We start from the raw sequence: 24,981 nt of genomic DNA on the forward strand, positions 1-24,981 counted from the left end.
AGCCCTGTTGGGCTGCTGTTTGTGTAAGGGGACGGATTCCTCCCCGTGCATGAATGACAGGGGTTTCCATCCGTCCCTTTACCAACCCTAATTTTCGATGAGTGCTGCCAAAATTTTAGTCTGTGAAGATGAAGGAATCGTGGCCAAAGATTTACAAAATCGGCTGCGAAAAATGGGCTACGAGGTGCCGAAAATTGTGTATTCTGGCGCAGAAGCGCTCGAAGCGGCATCGCGCGAAAGCCCGGATTTGGTCTTGATGGATATTCGCATCAAAGGCCCTATTGATGGGGTAGAAGCTGCCCGCCAAATTCACGATTTATTCGCAATTCCAGTGATTTTTCTCACCGCTTATGCGGATGAAGATACCGTAGAACGCGCGAAAGCTACTCAGCCATTTGGCTATATTTTAAAACCCTTTAAACAAAAAGAGTTACAAGCAAATATTGAAATTACCCTCTCCAAGCATCGCACGGAAAAAAAATTACAAGAACGGGAAGAATGGCTGACTACGGTACTCCAAAGTATCGGGGATGCGGTGATTGCTACGGATATGCAAGGTCGGGTAACGTTTATGAATCGCTCGGCGGAAGAAATCAGCGGATGGACGCAAGAAGAAGTCTCGGGAAAAGATGCTACGGAAATTTTCTCGCTCATCCAAGAAGACACCCAAGAACCGATACTCAATCCCTTGGAAGAAGTGTTGGCCAAAAATCGGGAAATGGGACTCCCGGAGAATACCCTGTTGATTACTAAAAACCAGCGGCAAGTCCCGATTGCAGATACCGCCTCCCCGATTAAAAACGATCGCGGCGAGATAACCGGGGCAGTGTGGGTTTTCCGCGATATTACCCTCGCCAAACAAGCGCAGCAAGGGTGGCGGGAAAGTGAAGCGCGATCGCGGCGATTGGTGGAATCGAATATTATCGGGATTATGATTGCCGATGTTCGGGGCAATTTTATCCAGGTTAATGAGGCGTTTTTGTCCACGGTGGGCTATTCTAAAGTGGGGTTTTTTGAAAGCAATCTGCGCTGGACCGATATGACGCCACCGGAATATCGCATCCTGGACGATCGCGCCTTGGAACGGGTGCGAGAAACGGGCACCTGTCAGCCGTTTGAAAAGGAATTTATTGCCGCTGATGGCAGGCGAGTTTCGGTTTTGGTGGGGATGGCGCTGCTGGAGGAAACTCGCGATCGCTTTGTGGCTTTCGTCCTCGATATTACCGAACGCAAGCAGTTAGAAAATGCCCGGCGCGAACAGGCGGCTCAATTAGCTGAAGCCAGTCGGATGAAAGATGAGTTTTTGGGCATGGTTTCCCACGAACTCCGCACGCCTTTAAATGCTATTTTAGGCTGGTCTCAGCTTTTGCGCCAGCGCCGATTAAAAGAAGCGAAAATGGATAAAGCCCTGGAAAGTATCGAGCGCAATGCAAAAGAACAGGTGAAAATTATCGACGATATTCTCGATGCATCGCGGATTATTCGCGGCAAGATGCGCTTGAATTTATCGCCGGTGAATTTGGAAGAGGCGATCGCTACGGCAATCGAAGACCTGCGCCCTACGGCGGCGGCGAAAAATATTCGCCTGGAAGCGGTGGGCGATGAGGCGATCGGGCCAGTGTTGGCGGATCCGGATCGCTTGCATCAAGTGTTATGGCATCTGCTCTCCAATGGGATTAAGTTTACTCCAATGGGCGGACAGATCCGGGTTATTCTCCATTCTCGCAACAATCGCGCTGAAATTCAAGTAAACGATACCGGAATTGGCATCCCCCCGGAATTTTTGCCCTATGTGTTCGATCGCTTCCGACAGGCGGATAGCACCACCACCCGCGCTAATGGCGGTTTGGGGTTGGGTCTGTCTCTGGTCCGCTATCTGGTGGAATTGCACGGCGGCACAATCTCGGTGGCTAGCGAGGGCATCGGCAAAGGCGCTACCTTTACCCTGCACTTCCCGTTTGCGAAAGATGCTCCCGCCCCTGGGGATGAGCAGGGGGATGGCAAGGAGGCAAGTTCCCCGATTCCCCTCGAGGGTGTGCGGGTGCTGGTGGTGGATGATGATACGGATACCTGCGAGTTAATCGATTTTATCCTCAAGGAGTACGGTGCCGATGTGACCTGGGTTACTTCCGCTACGGAAGCCCTGGATGCGATCGCCCCGGTAAAACCGGATGTGCTGATTTCTGACCTCGGAATGCCCGAACGCGATGGCTACTGGCTGATTCGCCAAGTGAGAAACCGCGATAATGGCAACGGCAAACTTCCCGCTGTGGCCCTTACCGCTTTCGCTAGACAAGAGGATCGCGATCGCGCTTTGCAAGCCGGCTTTCAAATGCACCTCGCCAAACCCATCGAACCCGAGGCTTTGGTCACGGTGCTGATGTCTCTGGCGGGGAAAACATCTTAATTGGTCATTTGTCATTGGTCATTTGTCATTTGTCATTTGTCATTGATTGGGGGTTGGGTTCGGGGGCGATGGAGAGGATTGGCACCCTTGTTGAGGGCGATCGGGGCGCTTCCTCTGTCTGTTTCTGCGTTCATTTATTGCATGTTGTTAACTGGTTAACTTTTTATCTCGTTTAAATTGCATAGGTTATGCAGAACAGCACCTTTCCCTTTGCTGGGGTTCGAGGTGCTTTTTGCTGCTGAGATATGCAAACCAGATGTAACAAGTAGTAGCCAGGGGCGGGGTCTGGAGCGAAGTCAATCTTTTTTTGTACCACCCCTTGACAACCCAGGTAAAGAATTGTTACATTAATTTACAAAGCTTAACAAAAGTTCACAAGGAGACCATTTATGTTACTTCCAATCGCATTAATTCTGGTAGGCTGGGTTGCGGCTGCGGTATTAGGGACGCAAGCGTACTTCCGAGGCGAGCAGTCCAAACCGATTCATCCGCGCAACTGGCGGTCCGAATCCTTTGCGAAACTGGCGCAAAGCATTACAGGCACGGACATCGACTACAGCGATCGCGTGCCCGCCTATAAAATGGACGCTTATGCCAGCCGCAACCTACCCTCCTAGTGGGTCAGGAACAGAACCACAGGGAAAGAAGCGCGAAATTTGGCATAAATAAGCGATGGGCGACGCCTGCACCCAATGGGTGGGGCATCGCCCATCGGCGAAATTTGGGGCTTCAGGTAGGGATCTAAAGGTAGCCGGATTTTTTGTGAAATAAAAACTGCAAAAAAATAGAGGAAAGTGTTGTCCATATCACAGACTTTCCGGCGATCGCTTTGATAATATTAAAATTAACTTAAGAACGGAACGGCAGTCACGATTGGCCATTATCCAATCACTGGCTCGATGGGGATAAAGTCTGAGTATCCCGAACCACATCGGGCAGCCAGCAGGTGAAAGTCGAGCCAACATTCGGTTCGCTGTTCACCGCGATGCCACCGTGCATCATCTGGCAAAAGTGTTGGCTAATGGCTAATCCCAAACCCGTGCCACCGTATTTGCGAGTATATTTATCATCGGCTTGGACGAAAGGCTCGAACACCTTTTCGATTTGTTCCGGCGTCATGCCAATCCCGGTATCGCGGACATGGAAAACGAACGCAGAAGCCTCGGGATTTCGGGTAAAATAATCAACCGAATTTTGCATTGCTTCACTCGGCCAAGAATTCGCATGAAATTTTTCCACAGTCAAGGTGATTTTACCTTCGTGAGTGAATTTAGCGGCATTACTCAAGAGGTTTAAAAGGATTTGCTGCACCTTGGTGCGATCGGCTCTCATCGTGCCGAGGTTATCGTCACAGATGACCTCGAGGGTATTGTTATTTTCCGCCATCAGTCTTTCGCAACTGCTTTGCACCTCAGCGATCAGGGTAGAGAGATTGAAGGTTTCGAGAGATAGGCGAGTTTGACCTGCTTCAATTTTAGAAATATCCAGGATATCGCTAATAATCGAGAGCAGATGCAGGCCCGAATCGCGAATTTGTTGCAAATCGGGGATAAAATCATCATAGCCGAGGTCTTCTGCTTCGTCGCGCAGCAGGTCGCTATAGCCGAGAATGGCATTGAGGGGGGTACGCAATTCGTGGCTCATGGTGGCGAGAAAGACGCTTTTGGCATGGTTTGCTCCTTCGGCGACTTCCTTTGCTTTTTCTAATTCTAATTGAGCCAATTTGCTTTGGGTGATATCGCGCACGATCGCCAATACTTCATGGGAACCACTGACTACCATCCGCACTTCAAAATGGCGGCGGCTGTGATTGATAAACCAATCGTATTCAAAAACCTGGGGATTTTCTTTTTCCAACGTCAGATGAACGTATTTTAAATACAAATCAGCCAATTCTTTGGGTAATATCTCCGAAACCGGGCGATCGAATAATGGAGCATTGGTTTGCAGGAGGGTATCGCCTTTTGAGCCTTTAAAATCCACGAAAGTACCATCGGCGCGAAATTGCAACATTAAATCCGGGATAGCATTGAGGAGGGCTTGATTTTTGCTTTCGCTTTGGCGCAGGGCCTCCGCCCGCTGCTCCAGAGTGACGATCGACTGGCGCAGTCGGTCCGTCATCTGGTTGAAAGACTCCGCCAGGACTGCCAATTCGTCATGGGTGCGAACTTCGATTTGGCGATCGAGTTCGCCGCGAGCGAGACGCTGAGTGGCGGCGGTCATTTGCTTGAGCGGTTCGGTAATGGAGCGACTGAGCAACAGGGCGACAAACGTACCGGCGCTGGCTGCGGCCAAAGCCACCAGCAGACCTTGCTGGCGCACCGCTGCCATTTTTGCTTTTAACGGTGCGGTGGAGAGTCCGACGCTGACCGCGCCGAGGCGCTGGTTGCCGAGAATCACGGCTTTGCCGGCGATCAGGCGATCGGACTTCCAAATAAAAACGGTTCGATCGCTATTGACCAGTTGTTTGCCAAACGGATCCGGTTCGATGCTATAGACCAATACATCGTCGCTATAGGCATCGGCGATGATGCGACCTTCTCCTTCGTAGATGCGACCGGCAACCAAGACGCGATCGGCACCAAGCTGCTCCATGATTTCTTCCATAAAGTCAGCATCGAGGACATAGAGCGCATCGGAGGTGGTGACGGCTAAGGTATCGAGCAAGATTTCGGCTTGATGTTGCAACTCAGAGCGAAAGCTGTGTTGCGCTCGCCGAAGGGATAGCCAAGTGACACCTACCACGGTAACAATGGTCAATGTGGTCATTGCCAAGGTTAGTTTCGTGGCTAGGGATCCTTTTTTCCAGCTCAATTTACCCATGCCAATTACCTGTTTTTAACCTGTTCGTAGAGCGTACGCATCTTGGACAAACTCGCATCGGTGGGAAAATCGTCAAATTTGGCGGTTTCTTCAAATTTTTCCAGTACGGCTTTTCCCTCTGGGGTGCGGTCCATTTCGATGAGTATGCGTTGAATGGCTTGCTGCATTTGCGGATCCATGCCGGGTCGCACCAGGACGATATGGCGCGCCACTTTATCGGTTTCGCCGAGAATTGCCATTTGTTCGCGACTCTCGGCGGGAATTTCCATAAAGGTGCCGATATCTACGGCACCGGCTTCTACTTTGCCGCTGATGACCCACTGAATGGTGTTTTCATCGTCATCGCTGAAGACATACCCTACTTCATTGTTACTTAAGTTGTCGCTGAGGGCATTTTTCTCGACGGGGTTGAGACCGTTTTGCACCAGCAGGGCCACTGGGAGCATGTAGCCAGAGGTGGAGCTGGCTTCGTCAAAGGCGATGGTTTTTCCTTGCAAGTCGGCGAGGGTGTCGAGGTTGCGATCGCGCATGGTGAAGATGATGCCGTAATAGTCGGCTTTTCCCCCTTTCCAGCGGCGCAAAATCGGCTCGGCAGCGGATTGTTCGCTCACCAGCATGGCGGGGTAAGGGCTATCAAAGTACAGATCCACTTCGCCGTCTTTGAGCCAGTTGGCGATCGTGGGCAAATCCGAGGCGACTTTGACTTCGCCAATGCCAATTTCAAATTCCGTTAAATTTGCTGCGAGATAATCCGCCATCGGCTGATAGCGATTGATTTTTTTAGCCGGATTGTTGGAGACATCGGAGATAACAATAACCCCAGTTGCGGTGGGTGTTTCCTCTGGGGTTTCCGGCGTGGAAATCGAGGTGGAGTTGGGGGGGGAGGCACAACTGATTAACGTGGTGAATATGCCCACCAGACTGAGTTTTGCAAATAGTTTGGGTAACATTTTAGCCCTCTTATTTGATGAATGTGTTAGGGATTGAGAGGCATTTTGTAAAAGGGGTTTGTTGGGATTGCCCGGTAACTACAATGGTCCGGGAGGCTGTTCCAGAAAGGGTTGCGCGTTGGTTGCGGCAATTCGCGATCGCCACTGTCGCCTGTAGAAGATGCTGCATTTTCTCTGATGGATTGGATTCTATTACTATGGTTCGAGCTTTAACGGGATTGTTCCAGAACTTGGCGCGATTGAGGCGTGGAGGCGCACCCTAGGCTCGCGCGTCCGATCGCCTGGTAAAGTTGGTTGTGTACACCCTTAATGGCAATTTGTCAATCCCAATCTGTGAAAATGGCACTCGATCCACGGTGATAGAACTCGGACAATCGGCTCGGGCGCGCTCCCTGTGGAAACTACGGACATTCTCTGCTAATTTTAACAGAGTTTCCCCAGCCTCGCTTTTCCAGCAGCCCAGTAATTTTACGGGGTTTATTCCCGGATATCAAACCATAAAAATCAAGTTTGAATAAATTTTGGGTAAAATTTTGATAAATTTTGATACAAATACTTGCGATCGCCCCGTTATTCTGTCAAAATTTACGTGTATTTACGGAAATCCTCACCGAACCATCTCTGCTGCAATTTCCAGCGACAAGAGAAATCCGTTGCGGCTCGATTCCCGGTAAAAATACTTAAATTGGCAACAGTCGGTGAAGCCGAATCCCACGGGTGAGGGGTATCGCCCCTGGCGGCAAGCCACTGTGCCGGATATGGCGTGGCCAACCGAAGTTGGCAAAATGGCACTCCCTGCCATCGGATCGCGCTACATTGTTCTCGATTCCCCGTTACGGGGGAAAGATGACAACTCCTAAGCTCGCATTCCAGCCTACTCATCCACCCAACATTTGCACGATAACCGATTCCCACGGAGGTTTATTTGTAATGAAAGTTTATCAGGGTCAGTGCATCTTGAAACGCACCCAAACGCTTCTCAACACTAGCTTATCCTCGGCAGTGGCGATCGCGGCGATCGCTACCCCAGCTTCCGCATTTCGACTCACCCCGGTGGGCACCTACTCCACTGGCATTTTCGATGATTCTGCTGCCTTAATTTCCGCTTACGATCCCACGTCGCGCAATCTATTCGTCACCAATCAAAGCAGCAATCAAATCGATATTCTCAACATCAGCGACCCCACCCTTCCCACCCCCTCCGGGGCGATCGATATTTCCGCCTTCGGCGAGGAGTTTGGGTCGCTCAACAGCGTGGCCTTTAACAATGGTCTCCTCGCCGCTGCAGTTTCCAATAAAAACGAACAAGATGCCGGCAGCGTGTTGTTCTTCAACTCCGACGGAACCTTCCTCGATTCCCTGATGGTAGGTGCCTTGCCAGATATGCTCACCTTCACCCCCGATGGCCAGAAATTACTGATCGCCAATGAAGGAGAACCCAGGGACGATTATGCCGTAGACCCCCTCGGATCCGTGAGCATTATCGATCTGGCCCTGGGAGTGAATTCGGCAACTATAAAAACGGCAGATTTTACCGCCTTTAACTCCCAGAAGTTGGATTCTAGCGTCCGCATTTTCGGGCCGGATGCCTCGGTAGCCCAAGATTTGGAACCGGAATATATCGCGATTTCAGAAGATTCTAAAACCGCTTGGGTGACGCTACAGGAAAATAATGCGATCGGGATTCTCGATATCGAAACCGGATGGTTTAAAGATATCGTAGGATTGGGATTTAAGGATTTAAGCTTACCGGAAAATGCATTAGATGCGAGCAATGCAGATGACGGTATTTTCTTGAAAACCTATCCCAATTTGTTCGGCATGTACCAACCCGATGAAATTGGTTCCTATACCGTAGGCGGCAAAACCTATCTGGTCACGGCCAATGAAGGGGACAGCCGACAATATGAGTTTGAAGATGAAAATGGCGTGGAACAAGTGGCTCTCGATGAAGAAGCGGATGTGGCAGACTTGCCCCTAGATCCGACCGCATTTCCCAACGCCGAGACACTGCAAAAGGAAGAAAATCTCGGCAATTTAGAAGTAACCAATACCCTGGGAGACACCGATGGAGATGGGGATTTCGATCGCCTGTTTGCCTTCGGCGGACGCTCGTTTTCGATTTGGGACGAAACGGTAAATTTAGTGTTTGATAGCGGTAATGACTTGGAGAGCATTACCGCCCGCTTCTTCCCGGAGAATTTTAATTCGACTAACGATGAAAATCAGTCGTTTGACGATCGCAGCGATAATAAAGGACCCGAACCGGAAGGGGTGGCGATCGCCTCGTTATTCGATCGCACCTTTGCGTTTATCGGTCTGGAACGCATTGGCGGGATTATGACTTACGATATCACAAATCCGTACAAGCCCTTTTTTGTCGATTATGTGAATAACCGCGATTTTTCCATCGCTTTTGATGTGGATGAGGAGGGCGACCCGAATCCCACCGCCGCCCAATTAGCCGCAGTGGGGGACCTCGGGCCGGAAGGATTGCTGTTTATCTCTGCTAAAGATAGTCCCAATGGTATCCCGTTACTGGTCTCGACCAATGAAGTGAGCGGCACTACCACGATTTATACCGCCCGGGTGCCGGAACCAAGTGCGGCGATCGGACTGTTGGGGGTCGGTGCCTTGGGCTGGTTGGCGAAAAAGCGTCAGCGCCACGCCGATTAAATGTGCGGATTTATCATTTTTGCCACCCCGTAGGGTGCGTGACCCCCGCCCGCCAATGGGTGGGCCGATAACCCAATGAAATCCGGGGGTCACGCACCGACCAGATATCAGGGATTGGCAGAATGCGCGATCGTAAATCAACCGGCGTCGAGGCAGAGCCTCGGGAAGGGCGTTCCCAGGCAGGAGCCTGGGAACGAGTTAAACGAGTTAACCCTGATATAATATGGCTTTCCCGCGCCCCAAATCTTACGAAATGGCGGCCACAGCAGTTTGCTGTCGATAGCGATAGTAGGCGGCACAGGCACCTTCGGAGGAAACCATCGGCGCACCCAGGGGATGTTCGGGGGTGCAGCGGGTGCCGAAGGCGGGACAGTGGTGAGGTTTTTTCACCCCTTGCAAGATTAAGCCGCTGATGCATTCCGGGGATTCGGCGCTGCGAATCTCTTGCAGGTCAAAGCGGGTTTGCGCGTCGAATTGGGCGTAGTCCGATCGCAATCCCAATCCGCTTTGGGGAATTTCGCCAATGCCGCGCCACTGGCGGGGAACTACTTCAAAGACTTGGCGCAGGAGGTTTTGTGCGGTGGGATTGCCGGTGTCGCGGACCGATCGCTTATACTGGTTTTCCACTTGGTGGCGGTTTTCTTCCAGTTGCTTGACGCACATATAAATCCCTTGCAGAATATCCACCGGTTCGAAGCCGGTGACGACGATGGGGATTTGATATTTGGGGGCGATCGCCTCGTATTCGCGGTTTCCCATCACGGTGCAAACGTGACCGGCGGCTAAAAATCCTTGCACTTTGCGGTCCGGTGCGGATAAAATGGCTTCCATTGCTGGGGGCACTAGTACGTGAGAGACAAGCAGGGAAAAGTTGTCGATGTTCTCTCGAGCGGCGCGATATACGGCCATTGCGGTGGCGGGGGCGGTGGTTTCAAATCCTACGGCGAAAAAGACCACTTGTTTGCTGGGATTTTCCCGGGCAATTTTCAGGCAATCCACCGGGGAATAAACGATGCGGATGTCGCCGCCTGCGGCTTTGACGGCGAGTAAGTCTTTGTCGGTCCCGGGGACGCGCAGCATGTCGCCGAAGGAACAAAAGATAACCTCGGGACGGGCGGCGATCGCGATCGCGCGGTCGATGAGTTCCACGGGGGTGACGCACACGGGACATCCCGGCCCGTGAATGAGGGTTATTTCGTCGGGTAGCAGTTGGTCGATGCCGAATTTGACAATGGAATGGGTTTGCCCGCCGCAAATTTCCATAATCGTCCAAGGACGGGTGGTGATTTTGGCGATCGCGGCGGCATACTCTTTGGCGGTGGTGGCATCGCGATATTCATCTACATATTTCATCGTGGTTTCCCCCCTCGATAGTGGTTTGGTCGGAGTGTTTTTTATTTTAGCGAGCATCGGGCGCGATCGTCGGGGTGGCTTTCCCGGATCGCCCCGATGGGTTGTCCCTCCCGCCGGGGGAGGGGTGGCGGAAGCACGCTCCGGGTGTCCGGGCAATGGGGGTTATACTTACAGGGCGGGTGTGGGTGTGGCGCTGGATTGCTCTTGCTGATAGGGTTTGCAGCTTGGGGGCAGCCCTACGTAAATGCCGAGCGATCGCGCGGTTTCTACCATAAATCCGTAAGGATCCACGGGGGAGGCACAGCGCCGTTCTCCGTGACAGCGCCGAATATGCTGGATTACCGGTTCTAGGGGCTTGCTCTCCACTTTTCCGCCTTCCCAGACCACCAGTCGATTATACTGTTCGGCAGCCACTAAGTCCACGGCTTTGATGCCGAAATTGGTGGCCATCAGGCGATCGAATGAGGAGGGGGTGCCGCTGCGCTGCAAGTGACCGAGGACGGTAACGCGGGTGTCCATCTGGTCCATGCCGCAAAAGTTCGCTTCTCCGGCATCGCAAAAGCGCTTGCTGTACTCTTTGATCTGTTCGGCAACATAATATCCGATTTCCCTGGTCTGTCGGCGATCTTCGTGTTCCACCCCTTCCGCGACCACCACTAGGGCGAATCGCCGCATTTCCTTCCGCAAACTGGCGATTTTCTCGCAAATCCGTCGCACTTCTTCTTCGTTGATAATCGGCGTCAGTTCCGGGAGCAAAATCACGTCTGCTCCGCCGGCGATACCTGCGTGCAGGGCTAAGTGACCCGCATTGCGCCCCATCACCTGTGCCACCATCACTCGCTCGTGACTGGCTGCCGTAAAGGTGAGGTTATACAGCGCGGCGGTTACCGTGTCTACGGCGGTATCGAACCCCACAGAGCGCTCGGTAAACGGTACGTCGTTATCAATGGTTTTGGGAATGCCAATCAGATTCCAGTTTCCTTTTTGCGCTAGTTCGTATATAATGTCTAGGCTGCCATCTCCCCCGAGGGAAATCAGGGCATCGAGTTCTAATTTTTTATACCCTTCGAGAATGCGCTGGGCCACTTCTGGCTCTCGGGTGTCGCCTTTGCTGAGGGAACCGAGGACGCTACCGCTGAAAAATTGCAATAGGTCGAGTCCTTGCAGCACCCCGGGAATATCGTATCCATGCTCCCATAAGCGCAGTTCTTCCGGTTGGCGATTTCCCTTGGCCACTTCGATGAATCCATCGGTGCCGTAGGGAATGCCGTACACTTCCCATCCTTCCCGGCGGTTAGCACATTTAACGATCGCTCGAATGACGGCGTTGAGTCCGGGACAGTCGCCGCCACTGGTGAGGATTCCTATTCTTTTTTTGCTGTGAGTCATACTGTAATTTTACCTCGAGTAAACTTCTTTTGGTTTTACCGCTGGAATTGAAAGGCACTCTCAGCGCGATCGCGGTTTTTCTTGCCCGCCGTTGTTTGACTTGCCAATTGGCAAGGCTGCTAGCCGTGGTTGAGGGATTTGCCTTCCTCCCGCGATCGCCTGAGATTTTTTAACATTTCCAGACCAGATTTGGCCAGCAGATTTGTCCGGGTTTGGCGCGATCGCCTCTTCCACTCGGATCGAAGGAGAATGCCAGTCAAAGTGCCTCTATCTTAGGTTATAAAAACCGGAAATTTTTTCCCGGATGCAAGCAATTGCCCATTAATTTTATCATAAAATTGGCTAAAATTGGGGCAAAATTGAGATTTATTCATAAAACGTTTCCTGACTGAAGTAAATGCTACAATAATTAGTTAAGATTTCCTTATATACTCGCCCAATGGTTCGCGATCGCGCCGCCGAAAGGGGGTTCGAGAAATCGCCGAAATCCGAAAAGACTGAGGTGGGGGTCTTGTGGATCCAAGCTGACCGGGTTGAGGATGTGGGGTCGCGGCTGCAAAAGCAACTGAAAAACCCACCTGCATACCGTTTGCGATAACTGATAAACACCGATGATGCTCCCTATTTTCAATTACCTATTTGATACTGCTTTTATCCCCCACGGACATTGCTATCTGTGGCAACCCTCATTAGTGTCCCTGCACTTTGCCTCAGATGCCCTAATTGCCCTGGCCTATTATTCAATTCCGGCGATTTTGATTTACTTCGTCCGTCGGCGGCGAGACTTGCCATTTAACTGGATATTTCAGATGTTTGCGGCATTTATCCTCTGCTGTGGCACGACCCATTTGATGGCGGTCTGGACGCTATGGTATCCGGATTATTGGATTTCCGGACTGATCAAAGCCATCACCGCCGTGGTTTCCTTAGCCACCGCCGTCCTGCTGGTACCTTTGATGCCCAGGGTATTGGCCTTGCCTTCCTTAGAGGCACTTAACGAAGAACTGCAAGGGGAAATCGCCTTTCGCACAAAAGCCCAAGAACAACTTTGTGCCTTAAAAAACGAACTGGCGGAGCAACTGGCGGAGATGACGCGCCTGCAAGAGTTTAGCGCGCGCCTGTCTACCACCCTGGAACTGCAACCGATTTTAGACGAAGCGATCGCCGCCGTCACCGCCTTGCAACACTCCCCAATGGGCATTCTGATGCTCTACGACAAAGATGCCAATCAGTTGTACCCAGCCGCCAGCGTGGGGTTGAGCGCCGAGTATCTCGAAGGTGTGGGACGAGTCACGCCGGGGGAAGCACCTTGGGGAGATGTATTCGCACATGAAAATCGCGCGATCGCGGTGGAAGATGCGGACACCGACGAGGGATTCGCCCCCTACCGGGAAGCCGCACAAAAAGAGGGATACCGCGCCGCCTACAGCACGCCATTACTCGGGTTTAACGGCGAGCTTATCGGCTGCTTGGCCACCTATTTCCCCCAGCCCCATCGTCCCTCGCCGCAAGAGCAGTCTCGGGTGGAACTATACACCCGCCAAGCCGGTTGGGCGATCGCCAATGGGCGGCTTTACGAAAACCTGCAAGCCTCCCGCGCCGAATTAGCTCAGTCCAAAGCCCGCTATCGGATTATGGGAGAAGCCCTGCCGTTTGGCGTCTGGATGTGCGACCCCCAGGGCAATCCGCGTTACCTGAGCCAATCCTTCCTCGATCTGATACAAATGACCCTGGAAGAGTGCCAGGAATTCGGCTGGATGAAACGACTGCCCCCGGAGGCGGTGGAACCCACCAAGCAAGCGTGGCAGCACTGTGTGGCAACCGGAGACTTTTGGGATTGGGAACATCGAATTTTAGGAGCCGATGGCCAGTATCGCACCATGCTATCCCGGGGACGTCCGGTGCGAGACGATCGCGGCCAAATCGCCAGTTGGGTGGGAATCAATCTGGATATCAGCGATCGCAAGCAAATGGAACGAGAACGGGTAGAACTACTCGCACAAGTAGCCACCAAACAGCGATTACTCGAAGCCGTCTTGCAGCAAATGCCGGCAGGGGTGGTGGTGGCAGAAGCCCCCAGCGGGCGGTTATTCTTGATGAACGAACAGGTGCGACACATCCTCGGCGGCGATTATCCCACCGTCGAGGGGATAGAAGACTACCTGCGGGACTATCAAGTGTTCTATCCCGACGGACGCGCCTATGCCCCAGAAGAACTCGCCCTGGCAAGAGCGCTGCAAACCGGCGAGGTGGTCATCAATGAAGAAGCGGAGATTTTGCGCTTGGATGGCAGCCGTTGTATCGTTTTAGTCAATGCTGCCCCAGTGCGCGATGCCGAAGGTAACATTATCGCCGGCGTGGCCGCATTTTACAACATCACCGATCGCAAGCGGGTGGAAGCAGAACGGGCGAAACTGCTGGAGCAAGAACAGCAAATGCGCGAACTGGCTGAGGATACCACGGAACGGATCGGTCGCCTGCAAGCGGTAACCACCTCACTTTCGGAAGCGGTGACGGCTTCTCAGGTGGCGGAAGCGATTCTCTCTTCCGGACTAGCCGCATTAGAGGCTAATGTGGGCACGATCGCCCTCATCAGCGAGAACGGCAAAGGATTCCACATCCTCCGCAGCGTGGGCTATCCCCCGGAAATTACAGCGGCTTGGTCGCACTTCAGTATTGATGCGCCGGTGCCGATCGCCGATGCGGTGCGTTCCCGTTCCCCGATTTGGCTGGAAAGTCGCGAAGCGTGCAACGAGCGCTATCCGGATTTGGCCGAGATTAACGCCATTTGCGGCAATGGCGCTTTGGTGGCTATCCCTCTCATCCTCAACGATCGCCCCATCGGCGCACTGGCATTCGCCTTTCCGGAAAACCGGCACTTCGATCGCGACGATCGCTCCTTTATCCACGCCCTGGCGCAACAGTGCGCTCAGGCCCTCGAGCGATCGCGGCTGTTTGAAGCAGAACAAGTGGCACGCGCGGAAGCGGAAAACGCCTTAACCGCACTACAGCACAGCGAAGCGCGCTTCACGCAGTTGGTGGAATCCAATGTAATCGGAATTGTCATCGGCAATTTTCACGGGCAGATTACTTATGCTAACGATGCCTTTTTGCACATGCTGGGCTATACGCGGGCGGAACTGGAAGCCGGGGAATTGTGCTGGAACGAGATGACCCCGCCGGAATATTGGCCCCTGGATTGGCGATCGCAAGCGCAAATGCTCGCCTGGGGACATTGTACCCCCTATGAAAAAGAATTTCTCGCGAAAGACGGCAACCCGGTGCCGATTTTAATCGGAAGTGCCTTACTCGATGGCTATCAAGACACGGCGGTGTGCTTCGTGCTGGACTTGACCCAGCGCAAGCAAGCCGAGGCACAACGCGATCGCCTCCTGGAACGGGAACGCGCCGCCCGCGCTGAAGCGGAATCGGCTAACCGGATTAAAGATGAATTCCTCGCGGTATTATCTCACGAACTCCGCACGCCGCTCAATCCGGTTCTCGGCTGGGCGAAACTGCTGCAACTGCGAAAGTATGACGAGTCCACTCACCAGCGCGCCTTAGAAACCATCGAGCGCAATGCGAAGTTGCTCTCGCAGTTGATTGAGGATTTACTGGATGTGTCGCGGATTCTGCGAGGCAAGCTGCTGCTGAAGGTGTCTGAGGTGAATCTGAACTCCACCATCGAGGCAGCGATCGAAACGGTTCGCTTGGCGGCACAAGCCAAGTCGATTGCTGTTCGCACACAGTTCGATGCCTCGGTGACGGTGTTGGGAGATGGCAACCGCCTACAGCAAGTGCTGTGGAATCTGCTGACCAATGCAGTGAAGTTTACCCCCAGCGGCGGCGAAGTGACCGTGGGCTTGCATCGCGAAGGCGATCGCGCGGTGATTCGCGTCCGGGATACGGGGATGGGCATCGACCCGCAGTTTTTACCCCATGTATTTGAGTATTTTCGCCAAGCCGATAGCACTACCACGCGCTCGTTTGGCGGCCTGGGCTTGGGGTTGGCCATTGTCCGCTATTTGACGGAATTGCACGGCGGTACGGTGCTGGTAGAGAGTGAGGGTGTCGGTGGAGGCGCTACCTTTACCGTGATGTTACCCCTGCGGGGAATGTCGGCAGAAATGATAGATGAGGGAATTGTGCCACCGCAGTCCTTTACTCTGGAGGGGATGAAAGTGTTAGTGGTGGATGATGAAGCGGATAGTCGGGAATTAGTAAGCGCGATCTTGCAGAATTATGGCGCGCAGGTGCAGGTGGAGGCGTCGGGGACTGCGGCTTTACAGGCAATACCCACGTTTCAACCGGATGTGCTGGTTAGCGATATCGCTATGCCGGATATGGATGGCTATATGCTGTTGCGCCAAGTGCGCGCTTTAGCGCCAGATGCCGGGGGCGAAATCCCGGCGATCGCCCTGACGGCTTATGCTGGCGATCGCGACCGCGATCGCATCCTGGAGGCGGGTTTCGCTCAACATGTAGCCAAACCCATCGACGCTGAAGCGTTGGTGGCGGCTATCTCTCTGTCGGTTCGCACTCACACTCCCTAACACTGCCGATATGGCTGGAAAACTGGTCTGGCGTGGCGGTTGGGGTTATCCCCATGCGCGGGAATCTCCAGGTATTACAAATGCCTTGTGCTATCGGTTGCGATCGCCATTCATCCCCGCTTTAACTGCTATAATGGGAACACTGGTGCGAATCGTTCCCCGTCACTCCCCCCATAACCACAGCAGGGACACCGCTTTCGCTGTGCCCCTGCATCGAAACATATAAATCAAACTCCTTTATCTTGCGGGCAATCCCCCGCCTTGCGATTATCAGCATTGGATCGATGACGCCTCCATTCAGCGGCGCGAATACACAACGGGATGGGTCGCAATTTCTCTAGCTTGTCCTTGCTGCCCTCTCGCCTTATCCTTGAAAGGAATTAGCGATGTCAGCTACAATCCGATCGAATTGCGGTTGCAGCGATCGGTCGTATTGTATTTCTAACACTTTGATGTCGCCATCGCTGCGAATTCTTTTGTGATAAAACACCTGCCCATTTTGATATCCGGACACCACAAACCAATTGTCACCGAGTCGTTGATAGGTGACTTCCAGATTGCCCGGTTCTCCTTCCATCCCTTCGCGAATGGTTTGGCGATATAAATCTTCTAGAGTTTTGTCGAAGATATCGTGATACCCATACACCATCATCTCGATGTTTCCGCTTTCCGAAACGAACTCTTGACCGTCGCCGTTGGTGGGTTCGCCTTGCGGAATTAACATATTTTCCGGATAGTCCACCGAATAGTTAAATCGGTCGTTATAATAGGTTTCGTAGCGGACGCGATCTTCCTTGGAAATCTCCGGCGGCGCTTGGGCGATCGTCCGGTGGGGTGCGAGGGTGGTCATTTTCGCCTCTACATACGCGGGATTTCCCGTCGCGTTGCCCACCCTGATTTCATTCGCTCTTTCGCTGCGGGCCGGTACCGTCTCGCTAGCCGCAAAGCTAATGGCCACTGTGGCCACGATTGCATACCCGAGATTTCCCAAAACTTTGTGTATGGGTGGAGTAGAATGATTGTCGATCATATACTCTCCTCTCCTCCTTTCTTGACTGCTTCGCGATCGCCGTCAGGGTTGGCGCGCTGCAAATGACGGCGATTAAAGTGTGGTTTTTTTATTCAGCTATCTCCTGTCTGTAGCATAACAAATTTTTGTCCGTTTGTCAGCCCTCTGAGCGTAAATTTTGGGGAATTTTTAGATTCGAGGGAAATCTCGGTGGGCAGGTCAGAGAAATGCGCGCACCCTAACCGGGGACAACTGGACAAAACGAATCCCTCCTGGTTAGAAATCGGCTGGGTTCGCCATCTGGGAAGCGGGAAGCTTGATGCTGGGGTTGGGCATCGCCATGCATCCCAATAGTGGCGGCGCAATGCGCCACCACCACACCGGAAGCCAATCCTATGACGAAACCGCTTGGTAAGTTTTAAACCCACCGGTGAGGTTATACACGTCAAACCCCTGGAGACGCAGGGCGCGGGTGGCGTAGTAAGCGCGCTGACCCACTTGGCAATAGACCCACAGTGGCCGATCGCGCGGTAACTCATCCATGCGTTCTCGCAACTGAGACAGGGGAACGTTAACCGCCCCTTCCAGATGACCCGCCTCAAACTCGCCCGGTTCGCGCACATCTACAATCGTGGCATCGGTGCCCTCGATATCCTCCCAGTGAACCACCGGCGCATCGCCGCGCAACCCATTGGCTGCAATCATGCCCGCCATGTTTACCGGGTCTTTGGCCGCCCCGAATTGAGGTGCGTAACAAAGTTCCGCTTCTTCCAGGTCGAATACCGTAGAGTGACGCTGAATCGCCATCGCGATCGCGTCGATTCGTTTTTCGATGCCTTCTTCGCCTACCGCTTGCGCCCCGAGCACCTTGCCCTCGGGTACCGAAAACAGCATTTTCATCGCGATCGGTTTCGCCCCGGGATAATAGCCCACGTGATGGCCGGGATGCAAATATACTTTCTCGTACTCTATCCCCACCTGACGCAGGGTTTTTTCATTCGCCCCCGTGGCGGCCATAATCAGATCGAACGCCCCGCAAATCGTAGTGCCCTGCACCCCGCGAAACTTGGCATCGCGGCCAAAAATATTGTCAGCGGCAATTCGTCCTTGGCGGTTCGCCGGACCGGCTAGGGGAATTAACACCCATTCCCCGGTCACGTAGTCTCGCACTTCTACCGCATCGCCTACCGCCCAGATGCGATCGTCATTGGTTTTCATGTTCTCGTTGACGCGGATGCCGCCTTTTTCGCCGATGTCTAACCCCGCATCCTTTGCCAGCTTGGCTTCCGGACGCACGCCAATCCCCAAAATCACCAACTCCGCTAAGTGAGTATTGCCCGATCGCGTTCGCACGCACAGGCGATCGTCCGCAGTTTGCTCGAACTTGCTCACTCCATCCCCAAGCAAAAGCTGCACGCCACTGGCTTGCAGGCGTTGGTGAACCTGGGTCATCATCTCCGGATCGAAGGCCGGCATCACTTGCGGTAGCATTTCTACTAGGGTTACGGAAATGCCGCGATGCAGCAGGTTTTCGGTCATTTCTAACCCGATAAAGCCGCCGCCGACTACTACCGCTTGTTTCACCTGGCGATCGCTAATCCACTGGCGAATTTTCCGACTGTCGGGAATGGTTCGCAAGGGAAAAATCCCCGGTAAATCGATGCCTTCTAGGGGAGGACGAACCGGGGCCGCACCTGGGGCTAAGACCAAAGCATCGTATTTTTCGCGATAAATCTCGCCGGTTTGCAGGTTTTTGACTTCGATTTCGCAGGCGTCGCGATCGATACTCAGCACTTCGTTTTCCACCCGCACTTCGATATTGAAGCGGTTTTTAAATAAGTCCGTGTTAGCCACCAGGAGTTTTTTCTCCTCGGTAATCACGTCGCCCACATAATAGGGTAAGCCACAGTTGGCAAAGGACACGTAAGGCCCGCGATCGAAAATGATGATTTCGGCATCTTCGGACATGCGACGCGCCCGGGCAGCACAAGATGCGCCCCCCGCTACGCCACCGACAATTAAAATTCGTTTGCTCATGTTGTCGATTCATTCTGATTTTGGTCAGCAGGCGATCGCGACAGTGCCGATCGCAGACAGCAGGTCATACAATCCCCGCTGTTCTTTCGTTATTTTAAGATAGTTTGCGTGGCATGGGTAGGGTGTGTACGAAAGGCCCTGTCACGGCGATCGCCGATCGGGGTCAATCCGCCTTGAGGTGGATCGGTACCGATGCTTACTCTCTAGGAAGATAACCATGTATTTCTCTAACCTCCCCCGTGAGATAAACATGTATTCCTCTGACTTCCCGTGAGGTAAAAATTCTTCCTTTGTCCCCCCCCCTTTCCAAGGGGGGGAAGGGGGGGATACGAGGTAAAAATTCTTCCTTTGTCCCCCCCTTTCCAAGGGGGGGAAGGGGGGGATACAAGGACAACGGCAGGGGGATCCAAGGAGAATGGCCGGGGATCCAAGGGGACCGGCGGGGGATCCTAACGGTTCGATCGTTAAAAAAAATGGTATCACCACTTGCCAGATCCGGCCCGAAGACCACCCACTGTTCCAGCAACCCCCTTGACGGGGCTGGTGGTGCTGTGCATACAACTGTTTCACCCCGTCAGTGGAGGTGGGAAACGCCTCCCAACCCCTACAATAGACCGATAGAAAATAGTCACCGAGACAAAACCCATGTCCGAACCTTCAACCCATCCTCGTCTCGCCATTGGGATGCAATGGCTCAACCCTCTCCCCCGATCGCGGTGGCGATGGGTCTTCTCTGTTACCTTTGCCAGCATCATGGCGTTTTTCCCCACCGCCGTTTGGGCTGCCCAGCGGATTTTCTTTTTTATCGGTCCGTTGGAGTTTTCGGTGCAAATCGATGCCCTGGAAGCCTTCGCGGAACGCGGTGCGATCGATGATGAATTGCAGTTCTATCTCAATCGAGCAGATGCAGAATCTCAAGCCGCGTTTCGCGAAGCTCTCACCCGGCAGTTCGCGATCGACCCCCTGAAGCTGACGCGGTTTTTCAATACTCCCCTCGGCGAAGATATTCTCACCCGCATGGGGCAAGGTATTAATTTGCCCAGTGGGGGAAATGGGAAATACGCCATTCGCGCTGCACTCACCGCCGCCGCATTTGAGCCGGAAGGGCTGACGATTTTGAATGTCCTCTCGGCGTTTCCTACGGATATTCGCTTGAATACCCAAAACTTGGTGAGTGGCGTGAAGGAACTGGAACGGGCGATCGCGGTTACGGAACAAATGTTCGATCGCGTGGCTCAGTTGTCCTCAGTGGCGGCATCCAGGGAACGCTCGGTCAACTTTTCCACTCTGCCAGACCTGCGTCAGCCGGGGGATTTCGGCGTGGTGCGAGAAACCTGGAAGTTGACCGATCCGCAACGCGATCGGCAGTTTCGCGTTTTGCTCTACAAACCAGAACGCTGGAGAGCGGGTAATACCCCGGTGGTGGTCTTCTCTCACGGCTTGGCCTCCAATCCGGAGGATTTGACCGAACATGGGGCACATCTAGCCTCCTATGGCTATCTGGTGGCCATTCCCCAACATCCCGCCAGCGATACGGAGCAACTGTTGGACGTGCTAGCCGGGTATGACAACAAAATTTTTCCCGCCTCGGAGTTTATCGATCGCCCCCGGGATGTGAGCTATGTTCTGGACGAACTGGAACGGCGCAATGTTTCGGAATTTGGCGGGCGGCTGGATCTGGAAAATGTGGGCGTGGTAGGTCACTCTTTCGGCGGCTATACGGTGTTGGCTCTGGCAGGGGCACAAATCGATTTCGATCGCCTCCAGGCAACTTGTGGGGAAAGCAGGTCTTGGAATGTGTCTTTGTTACTCCAGTGTCGCGCCTTGCAGTTACCTCGGAAAACTTACTCGTTTCGCGATCGCCGGGTTGCCGCTGCGATCGCGGTTAATCCGGTGAATAGTAACATTTTCGGTTCCCAGGGTTTGGCGGAAGTTTCCATTCCCGTTATGTTGGCGGGGGGAAGTCTAGACCCAGCAACTCCGGCAATTTACGAACAGTTACGCTCTTTCCCTTGGTTGGGTTCCGCTGAAAAGTATCTCATCCTGGCAGAAGGACAAGCTCACGTCGATTTCTCTCGTCTGGATGCCGGTTTCTCTCGCACGTTAAACTCGTTCTCGCAAATTACTCTCCCCAGTCCGGACCTGCTCAATACCTACGGTAATGCCATGCTGCTGGCTTTTTTTCAGGTGTACGTTGCGGAAAATTCAGAGTTTTTGCCTTATCTACAGTCGTCTTATGCAAGTTATCTCAGCCAAAACCCGTTCGGTCTGTTCCTTATCGATGAGTCGCAAGTGGATACTTTAATTCATCTGTTAGTGGAAGCGGAATTGTTTGAGTCGGATTAACCGATTTCTCTGGTTTTCTCTGCTTCTCTCTCTCTCTCTCTCGTTCCTAGGCTCAGCCTGGAAACGCCTCTAGTCTCTCGTTCCTAGGCTCAGCCTGGGAACGCCTCACCTTTGGGCCGGTGCGTGACCCCCGAAATAGAATCGGGCGGCATTCCCCAAGGTTGGCGGCGAGGGTCACGCACCCTACGGGTGGGTTGGGGCTAGCGCGTGAGGACGGCGCGGAATCTTATTTGGTTTTCTCGCACTTTGTCCATCGCTTCGTTTACCCGATCGAAGGGGAAGGTTTCTACAATCGGGGCAATGCCAAAGCGATCGGCGATCGAGAGCATTTCCATCATCATGGCGCGTCCCCCAATCGGCGAAGACATCACCCGCCGCCGCTTGACGAGCAATGACAACAGGGGAATGGTCAGGGGTTCGTCGGGAACGCCGGCCATGACCAAGGTACCATCGGAATCGAGATACTCTATATATGCCGCCCAATCTAAGCTCACCGGCACGGTACTGAGCAAAATATCCAATTTGCGATCGGGTTCGGGGGGATTGCTACCTTTGGGAATCACGATCGCATCTTGCGCCCCCATCTCTCTGGCAAATTGGGCTTTATCCTCGGAGGTGGTAAATACGGTCACCCGATTTCCCAGCTTGCTGGCAAATTGAACCGCTAAATGCCCCAATCCGCCAATCCCGATAATCCCGATTTCTTGCCCGGAGGTCATCCCGCCATAGCGCAATCCGGAATATACCGTGATTCCGGCACATAACAGCGGTCCGGCAACTTTGGTCTCGATGCCGGCAGGAATGTGAAAGGCAAAACGGGAATCCACGATTAAATAATCGGCAAACCCGCCTTTGCTATCTATAATTAAGGGTTTGTTTTCGTCGCAGAGATTTTCATTGCCACTGAGACAGTCGCGACATTGAAGGCAGGAGGAGGCTTGCCACCCCACTCCTACGCGATCGCCCACTTTCAAATTCGTCACTTCCGACCCAATTTCCACCACTTCCCCGATGACTTCATGTCCCGGAATCACCGGATACTCCGACATCCCCCAATCATTGTCAATTACATGAATGTCCGAGTGACAAATCCCACAGGCTAATACCCGAATCGTGCAGTTGTGCCCTTCCACGGGCGTGACGTCAAACTGATACGGATCGAGATTCGCACTTTTTTCGTAAGCAGCATAGGCGTTAACTGTTCTCATCTCTATTTTCCTCGTTACTCTACTCTGCGGCAATTGCTACAATCTTACCGCCTCGGGGTTCTCCATGCACCGGATCTCGCTTCAACTGCGTTTCACCTGCGAAGACATCGCCCACTGAACTGCCCCGGGAAATAATCGATAGGCTTCTGTCGCCATCCACGCCGGTCCGACGATCGCTTCGTCCTTGCCCTGTTTTAGTGCATCCCAAATCGCGGCGGCAATCTCCTCCGGTTGACTCGCCCAAAAAGATGCGATCGCCCGATCCATTTGCTCCCTCATTCCACTCACCGCCTTGTCATCTTCCCCCCGAAACATGGCCCTTTCCATAAAATCGCTCTTGATGACCCCCGGATGAATAGCACACACTTGAATCCCCAACGGGGCGAGTTCCAATCGCAGGGTCTCGGTTAACCCAGTAACGGCATATTTGCTAGCACAGTATGCCGTCATCTTCGGTAAGGGCATTTTTCCCCCCAATGACCCCACATTCACAATCGTCCCTTTCCCTCTGGCAATAAAATGAGGCACCAGTTGCTCGATGGTGTAAACGTAGCCCCAAAAATTCGTATCCATGATTCGCTGCCAATCCTGGCGCGAGGTTTCCTGAATCGGTCCGCTCAAACAAATCCCGGCATTGTTAATTAAAACATCAATCTGTCCGTAAACCTTCAACGCTTCCCGGCACAGATGCTCTACTTGTTCCGGATTGCCCACATCCGTGCCCATTGCCAATGCTTGACGCCCCATCTGCTGCACTTGGGTCGCGACTTCTGTTAGTCTATCTACCTGACGCGCTGCCATAATGATGTCATAGCCTTGTTGGGCAAATAACAGGGCCGTTGCTTTTCCGGTTCCTTGGGATGCCCCGGTAATTAAAACAGTCGGTGCCATTGTTTGTTCTGTTGAGTGGACTTTGCCCGTTAGTTTATCGAAGTTTTCCCTTTCGTTGTGGCTAACACGGAAGCTGCCGTTCCCGTACTGTATTCTATGGCGGTTTGTAATTTGTAAGGAGTTTCTCTATGACCCCAGAACCCAATTTCCATCGGGCAAAACCCCATCAACTCTCTTATCGCAATTGGACGATTTTGGTGTTTCCCACCGCCGATGGCTATCGCCCTCTCTGTTTGGCTTCGGAAACTCAGGTGCTCAGCGATGGCACCCCCTCTCCTACCCCAGAAGCCGCGATCGCGGTTGGCAAACGCTGCATCGATCGCGCGATCGCCACCCAAAATGTCGCCTAGCTTGCCACTCGTCCTATATCAAATCAGCATTCTGCAATACCTTTTACCGCGCTTATTTTTTTAAGTTGCATATCTTTTTTCCTCCATTCGCCGCAGGTAGGATGGGCAATGCCCATTCTACTCCTTTTATTCCGCCGCTTTCTTGTCTTTTGCGGAGATTAATTCCCTACCCTAATATGCAAATAAAATGTTTTTTTACCCGGCTGCCCAAAAAAGAAAACATCCCCCAGGGAAGGGATCGCCGCGAAAATCCGAGTGCTGAAATTTGGGCTTTTCCCTTTCCCTGGCTTATTTTCACCCTTTCCGCTTACACCGTGGCAGGTTCGAGTAATTTGATGTTGGAATAATCGAACTCGGTGGTGATATTTTCCCCGTTGGCTTGGGAACGGATAACCTGATGGGTCATAATGCAATAGTCCCCGATCGCCTCGTAGGTGTCCTCAAATTCCACTTCGCGGAGGATTTCGTGGGTTTCCGGGTTGCGGAATATGGCATCGTAGTGCGTGGCGATATATCCTTTGCCCGTGTCGAGGCTTTCGTGGGTGTCGATGGTAAATGCCATCCGCCCCATCACTCGCCGCACTTGGCAAATCTCTGTGCCTCGGATTTTGTAGTTGGATCCCATCGCATCCCCTTGCACGAGGATTTCTAAGGCTCCGCGATCGTCGGTTTCTCCTCGGCTAAAGCTGTTTTTCCCATGCGCGCTCTCAAAGCTGTTTCGCTTGCGGTGGGTGACGATATCGCGCAATTGGGTGTAAACGCTTTGTTGCACGTCTTCGTCTTCGATTCCGCTGACTTCTACGCTCATGTCGGGATTGATGCGAATCTGCCCGCTATAGGTTTCTTCTCCCTGTTTAATTTGGATGTCGGCGCGGTATCCGGGAAAGTTATCATCCCAGGTATAGCGGTTTTCTTGATACTCCCCGCGCTGAAGACGCGGGGATTCTTAAGCAGTCCAAAACTGAACTCTTAAAGGCATTATCAAAGTG

General features: G+C 53.0%; 16 protein-coding genes and 1 pseudogene. 8 read left to right on the plus strand and 9 right to left on the minus strand.

Features of this window, described 5'->3' with window-relative positions; translation table 11 throughout:
* Positions 1-97 precede the first annotated feature (97 nt).
* Both AC0QH1_RS12065 and AC0QH1_RS12070 read left to right on the plus strand, forming a co-directional pair.
* On the plus strand, positions 98-2,407 hold the full coding sequence (locus tag AC0QH1_RS12065) for a response regulator (RefSeq protein ID WP_324631369.1): 2,310 nt from the start codon (positions 98-100) through the stop codon (positions 2,405-2,407).
* Between the two features lie 389 nt (positions 2,408-2,796).
* Complete coding sequence (locus AC0QH1_RS12070) at positions 2,797-3,024, plus strand: photosystem II protein, Psb35-related (protein ID WP_324631370.1); 228 nt, start codon at positions 2,797-2,799, stop codon at positions 3,022-3,024.
* A gap of 271 nt (positions 3,025-3,295) precedes the next feature.
* On the opposite strand, the gene AC0QH1_RS12075 is transcribed toward AC0QH1_RS12070, so the two are convergent.
* Positions 3,296-5,230 (minus strand): sensor histidine kinase, encoded by a 1,935-nt coding sequence (locus AC0QH1_RS12075; protein ID WP_324631371.1) that lies wholly within the window; start codon positions 5,228-5,230, stop codon positions 3,296-3,298.
* A gap of 5 nt (positions 5,231-5,235) precedes the next feature.
* The gene (locus tag AC0QH1_RS12080; protein WP_324631372.1) at positions 5,236-6,180 is read right to left on the minus strand and encodes a phosphate/phosphite/phosphonate ABC transporter substrate-binding protein; all 945 of its coding nucleotides are present in this window, start codon (positions 6,178-6,180) and stop codon (positions 5,236-5,238) included.
* 698 nt (positions 6,181-6,878) lie between these two features.
* On the opposite strand from AC0QH1_RS12080, the gene AC0QH1_RS12085 reads away from it, so the two are divergent.
* Together AC0QH1_RS12085 and AC0QH1_RS12090 are read left to right on the plus strand one after the other, a co-directional pair.
* Entirely contained in the window at positions 6,879-7,040 is a 162-nt protein-coding gene (locus AC0QH1_RS12085; protein ID WP_324631373.1) for a hypothetical protein, read from the plus strand.
* A gap of 70 nt (positions 7,041-7,110) precedes the next feature.
* Positions 7,111-8,856 carry a choice-of-anchor I family protein gene (locus AC0QH1_RS12090; protein ID WP_324631374.1) on the plus strand — a complete coding sequence of 582 codons (1,746 nt, stop codon included), beginning with the start codon at positions 7,111-7,113 and terminating at the stop codon, positions 8,854-8,856.
* A 246-nt stretch (positions 8,857-9,102) separates the two neighbouring features.
* On the opposite strand, the gene hypD is transcribed toward AC0QH1_RS12090, so the two are convergent.
* Together hypD and AC0QH1_RS12100 are read right to left on the minus strand one after the other, a co-directional pair.
* On the minus strand, positions 9,103-10,209 hold the full coding sequence (hypD, locus tag AC0QH1_RS12095) for a hydrogenase formation protein HypD (RefSeq protein WP_324631375.1): 1,107 nt from the start codon (positions 10,207-10,209) through the stop codon (positions 9,103-9,105).
* Between the two features lie 168 nt (positions 10,210-10,377).
* Positions 10,378-11,598, minus strand: coding sequence for an ATP-dependent 6-phosphofructokinase (locus AC0QH1_RS12100; protein ID WP_324631376.1), 1,221 nt, complete (start codon positions 11,596-11,598; stop codon positions 10,378-10,380).
* A gap of 29 nt (positions 11,599-11,627) precedes the next feature.
* On the opposite strand from AC0QH1_RS12100, the gene AC0QH1_RS12105 reads away from it, so the two are divergent.
* A complete protein-coding gene (locus tag AC0QH1_RS12105; RefSeq protein ID WP_324631377.1) occupies positions 11,628-11,771 on the plus strand; it encodes a hypothetical protein in 144 nt (47 codons plus the stop codon).
* 438 nt (positions 11,772-12,209) lie between these two features.
* Positions 12,210-16,151: a PAS domain S-box protein gene (locus AC0QH1_RS12110; RefSeq protein ID WP_324631378.1), complete on the plus strand. Its 3,942-nt coding sequence runs from the start codon at positions 12,210-12,212 to the stop codon at positions 16,149-16,151.
* Between the two features lie 364 nt (positions 16,152-16,515).
* Here the strand turns inward: AC0QH1_RS12110 and AC0QH1_RS12115 are convergent, their stop codons facing one another.
* Complete coding sequence (locus tag AC0QH1_RS12115) at positions 16,516-17,181, minus strand: hypothetical protein (RefSeq protein ID WP_324631379.1); 666 nt, start codon at positions 17,179-17,181, stop codon at positions 16,516-16,518.
* 372 nt (positions 17,182-17,553) lie between these two features.
* The gene (locus AC0QH1_RS12120; protein WP_324631380.1) at positions 17,554-19,197 is read right to left on the minus strand and encodes an FAD-dependent oxidoreductase; all 1,644 of its coding nucleotides are present in this window, start codon (positions 19,195-19,197) and stop codon (positions 17,554-17,556) included.
* A gap of 645 nt (positions 19,198-19,842) precedes the next feature.
* Here AC0QH1_RS12120 and AC0QH1_RS12125 point away from each other — a divergent pair.
* On the plus strand, positions 19,843-21,543 hold the full coding sequence (locus AC0QH1_RS12125) for an alpha/beta hydrolase (RefSeq protein ID WP_324631381.1): 1,701 nt from the start codon (positions 19,843-19,845) through the stop codon (positions 21,541-21,543).
* A gap of 200 nt (positions 21,544-21,743) precedes the next feature.
* Here AC0QH1_RS12125 and AC0QH1_RS12130 read toward each other — a convergent pair whose 3' ends face one another.
* The gene (locus AC0QH1_RS12130) at positions 21,744-22,751 is read right to left on the minus strand and encodes an NAD(P)-dependent alcohol dehydrogenase (protein ID WP_324631382.1); all 1,008 of its coding nucleotides are present in this window, start codon (positions 22,749-22,751) and stop codon (positions 21,744-21,746) included.
* 81 nt (positions 22,752-22,832) lie between these two features.
* A complete protein-coding gene (locus AC0QH1_RS12135) occupies positions 22,833-23,642 on the minus strand; it encodes an SDR family NAD(P)-dependent oxidoreductase (protein ID WP_324631383.1) in 810 nt (269 codons plus the stop codon).
* Between the two features lie 128 nt (positions 23,643-23,770).
* On the opposite strand from AC0QH1_RS12135, the gene AC0QH1_RS12140 reads away from it, so the two are divergent.
* Positions 23,771-23,992, plus strand: a complete 222-nt coding sequence (locus AC0QH1_RS12140) for a hypothetical protein (RefSeq protein WP_324631384.1) — start codon at positions 23,771-23,773, stop codon at positions 23,990-23,992.
* Between the two features lie 307 nt (positions 23,993-24,299).
* On the opposite strand, the pseudogene AC0QH1_RS12145 reads toward AC0QH1_RS12140, so the two are convergent.
* Positions 24,300-24,893 (minus strand): annotated as a pseudogene (locus tag AC0QH1_RS12145) (DUF3386 domain-containing protein); the annotation flags it as partial.
* Positions 24,894-24,981: the final 88 nt, after the last annotated feature.

It is taken from the genome of Phormidium sp. CCY1219 (assembly GCF_055795085.1).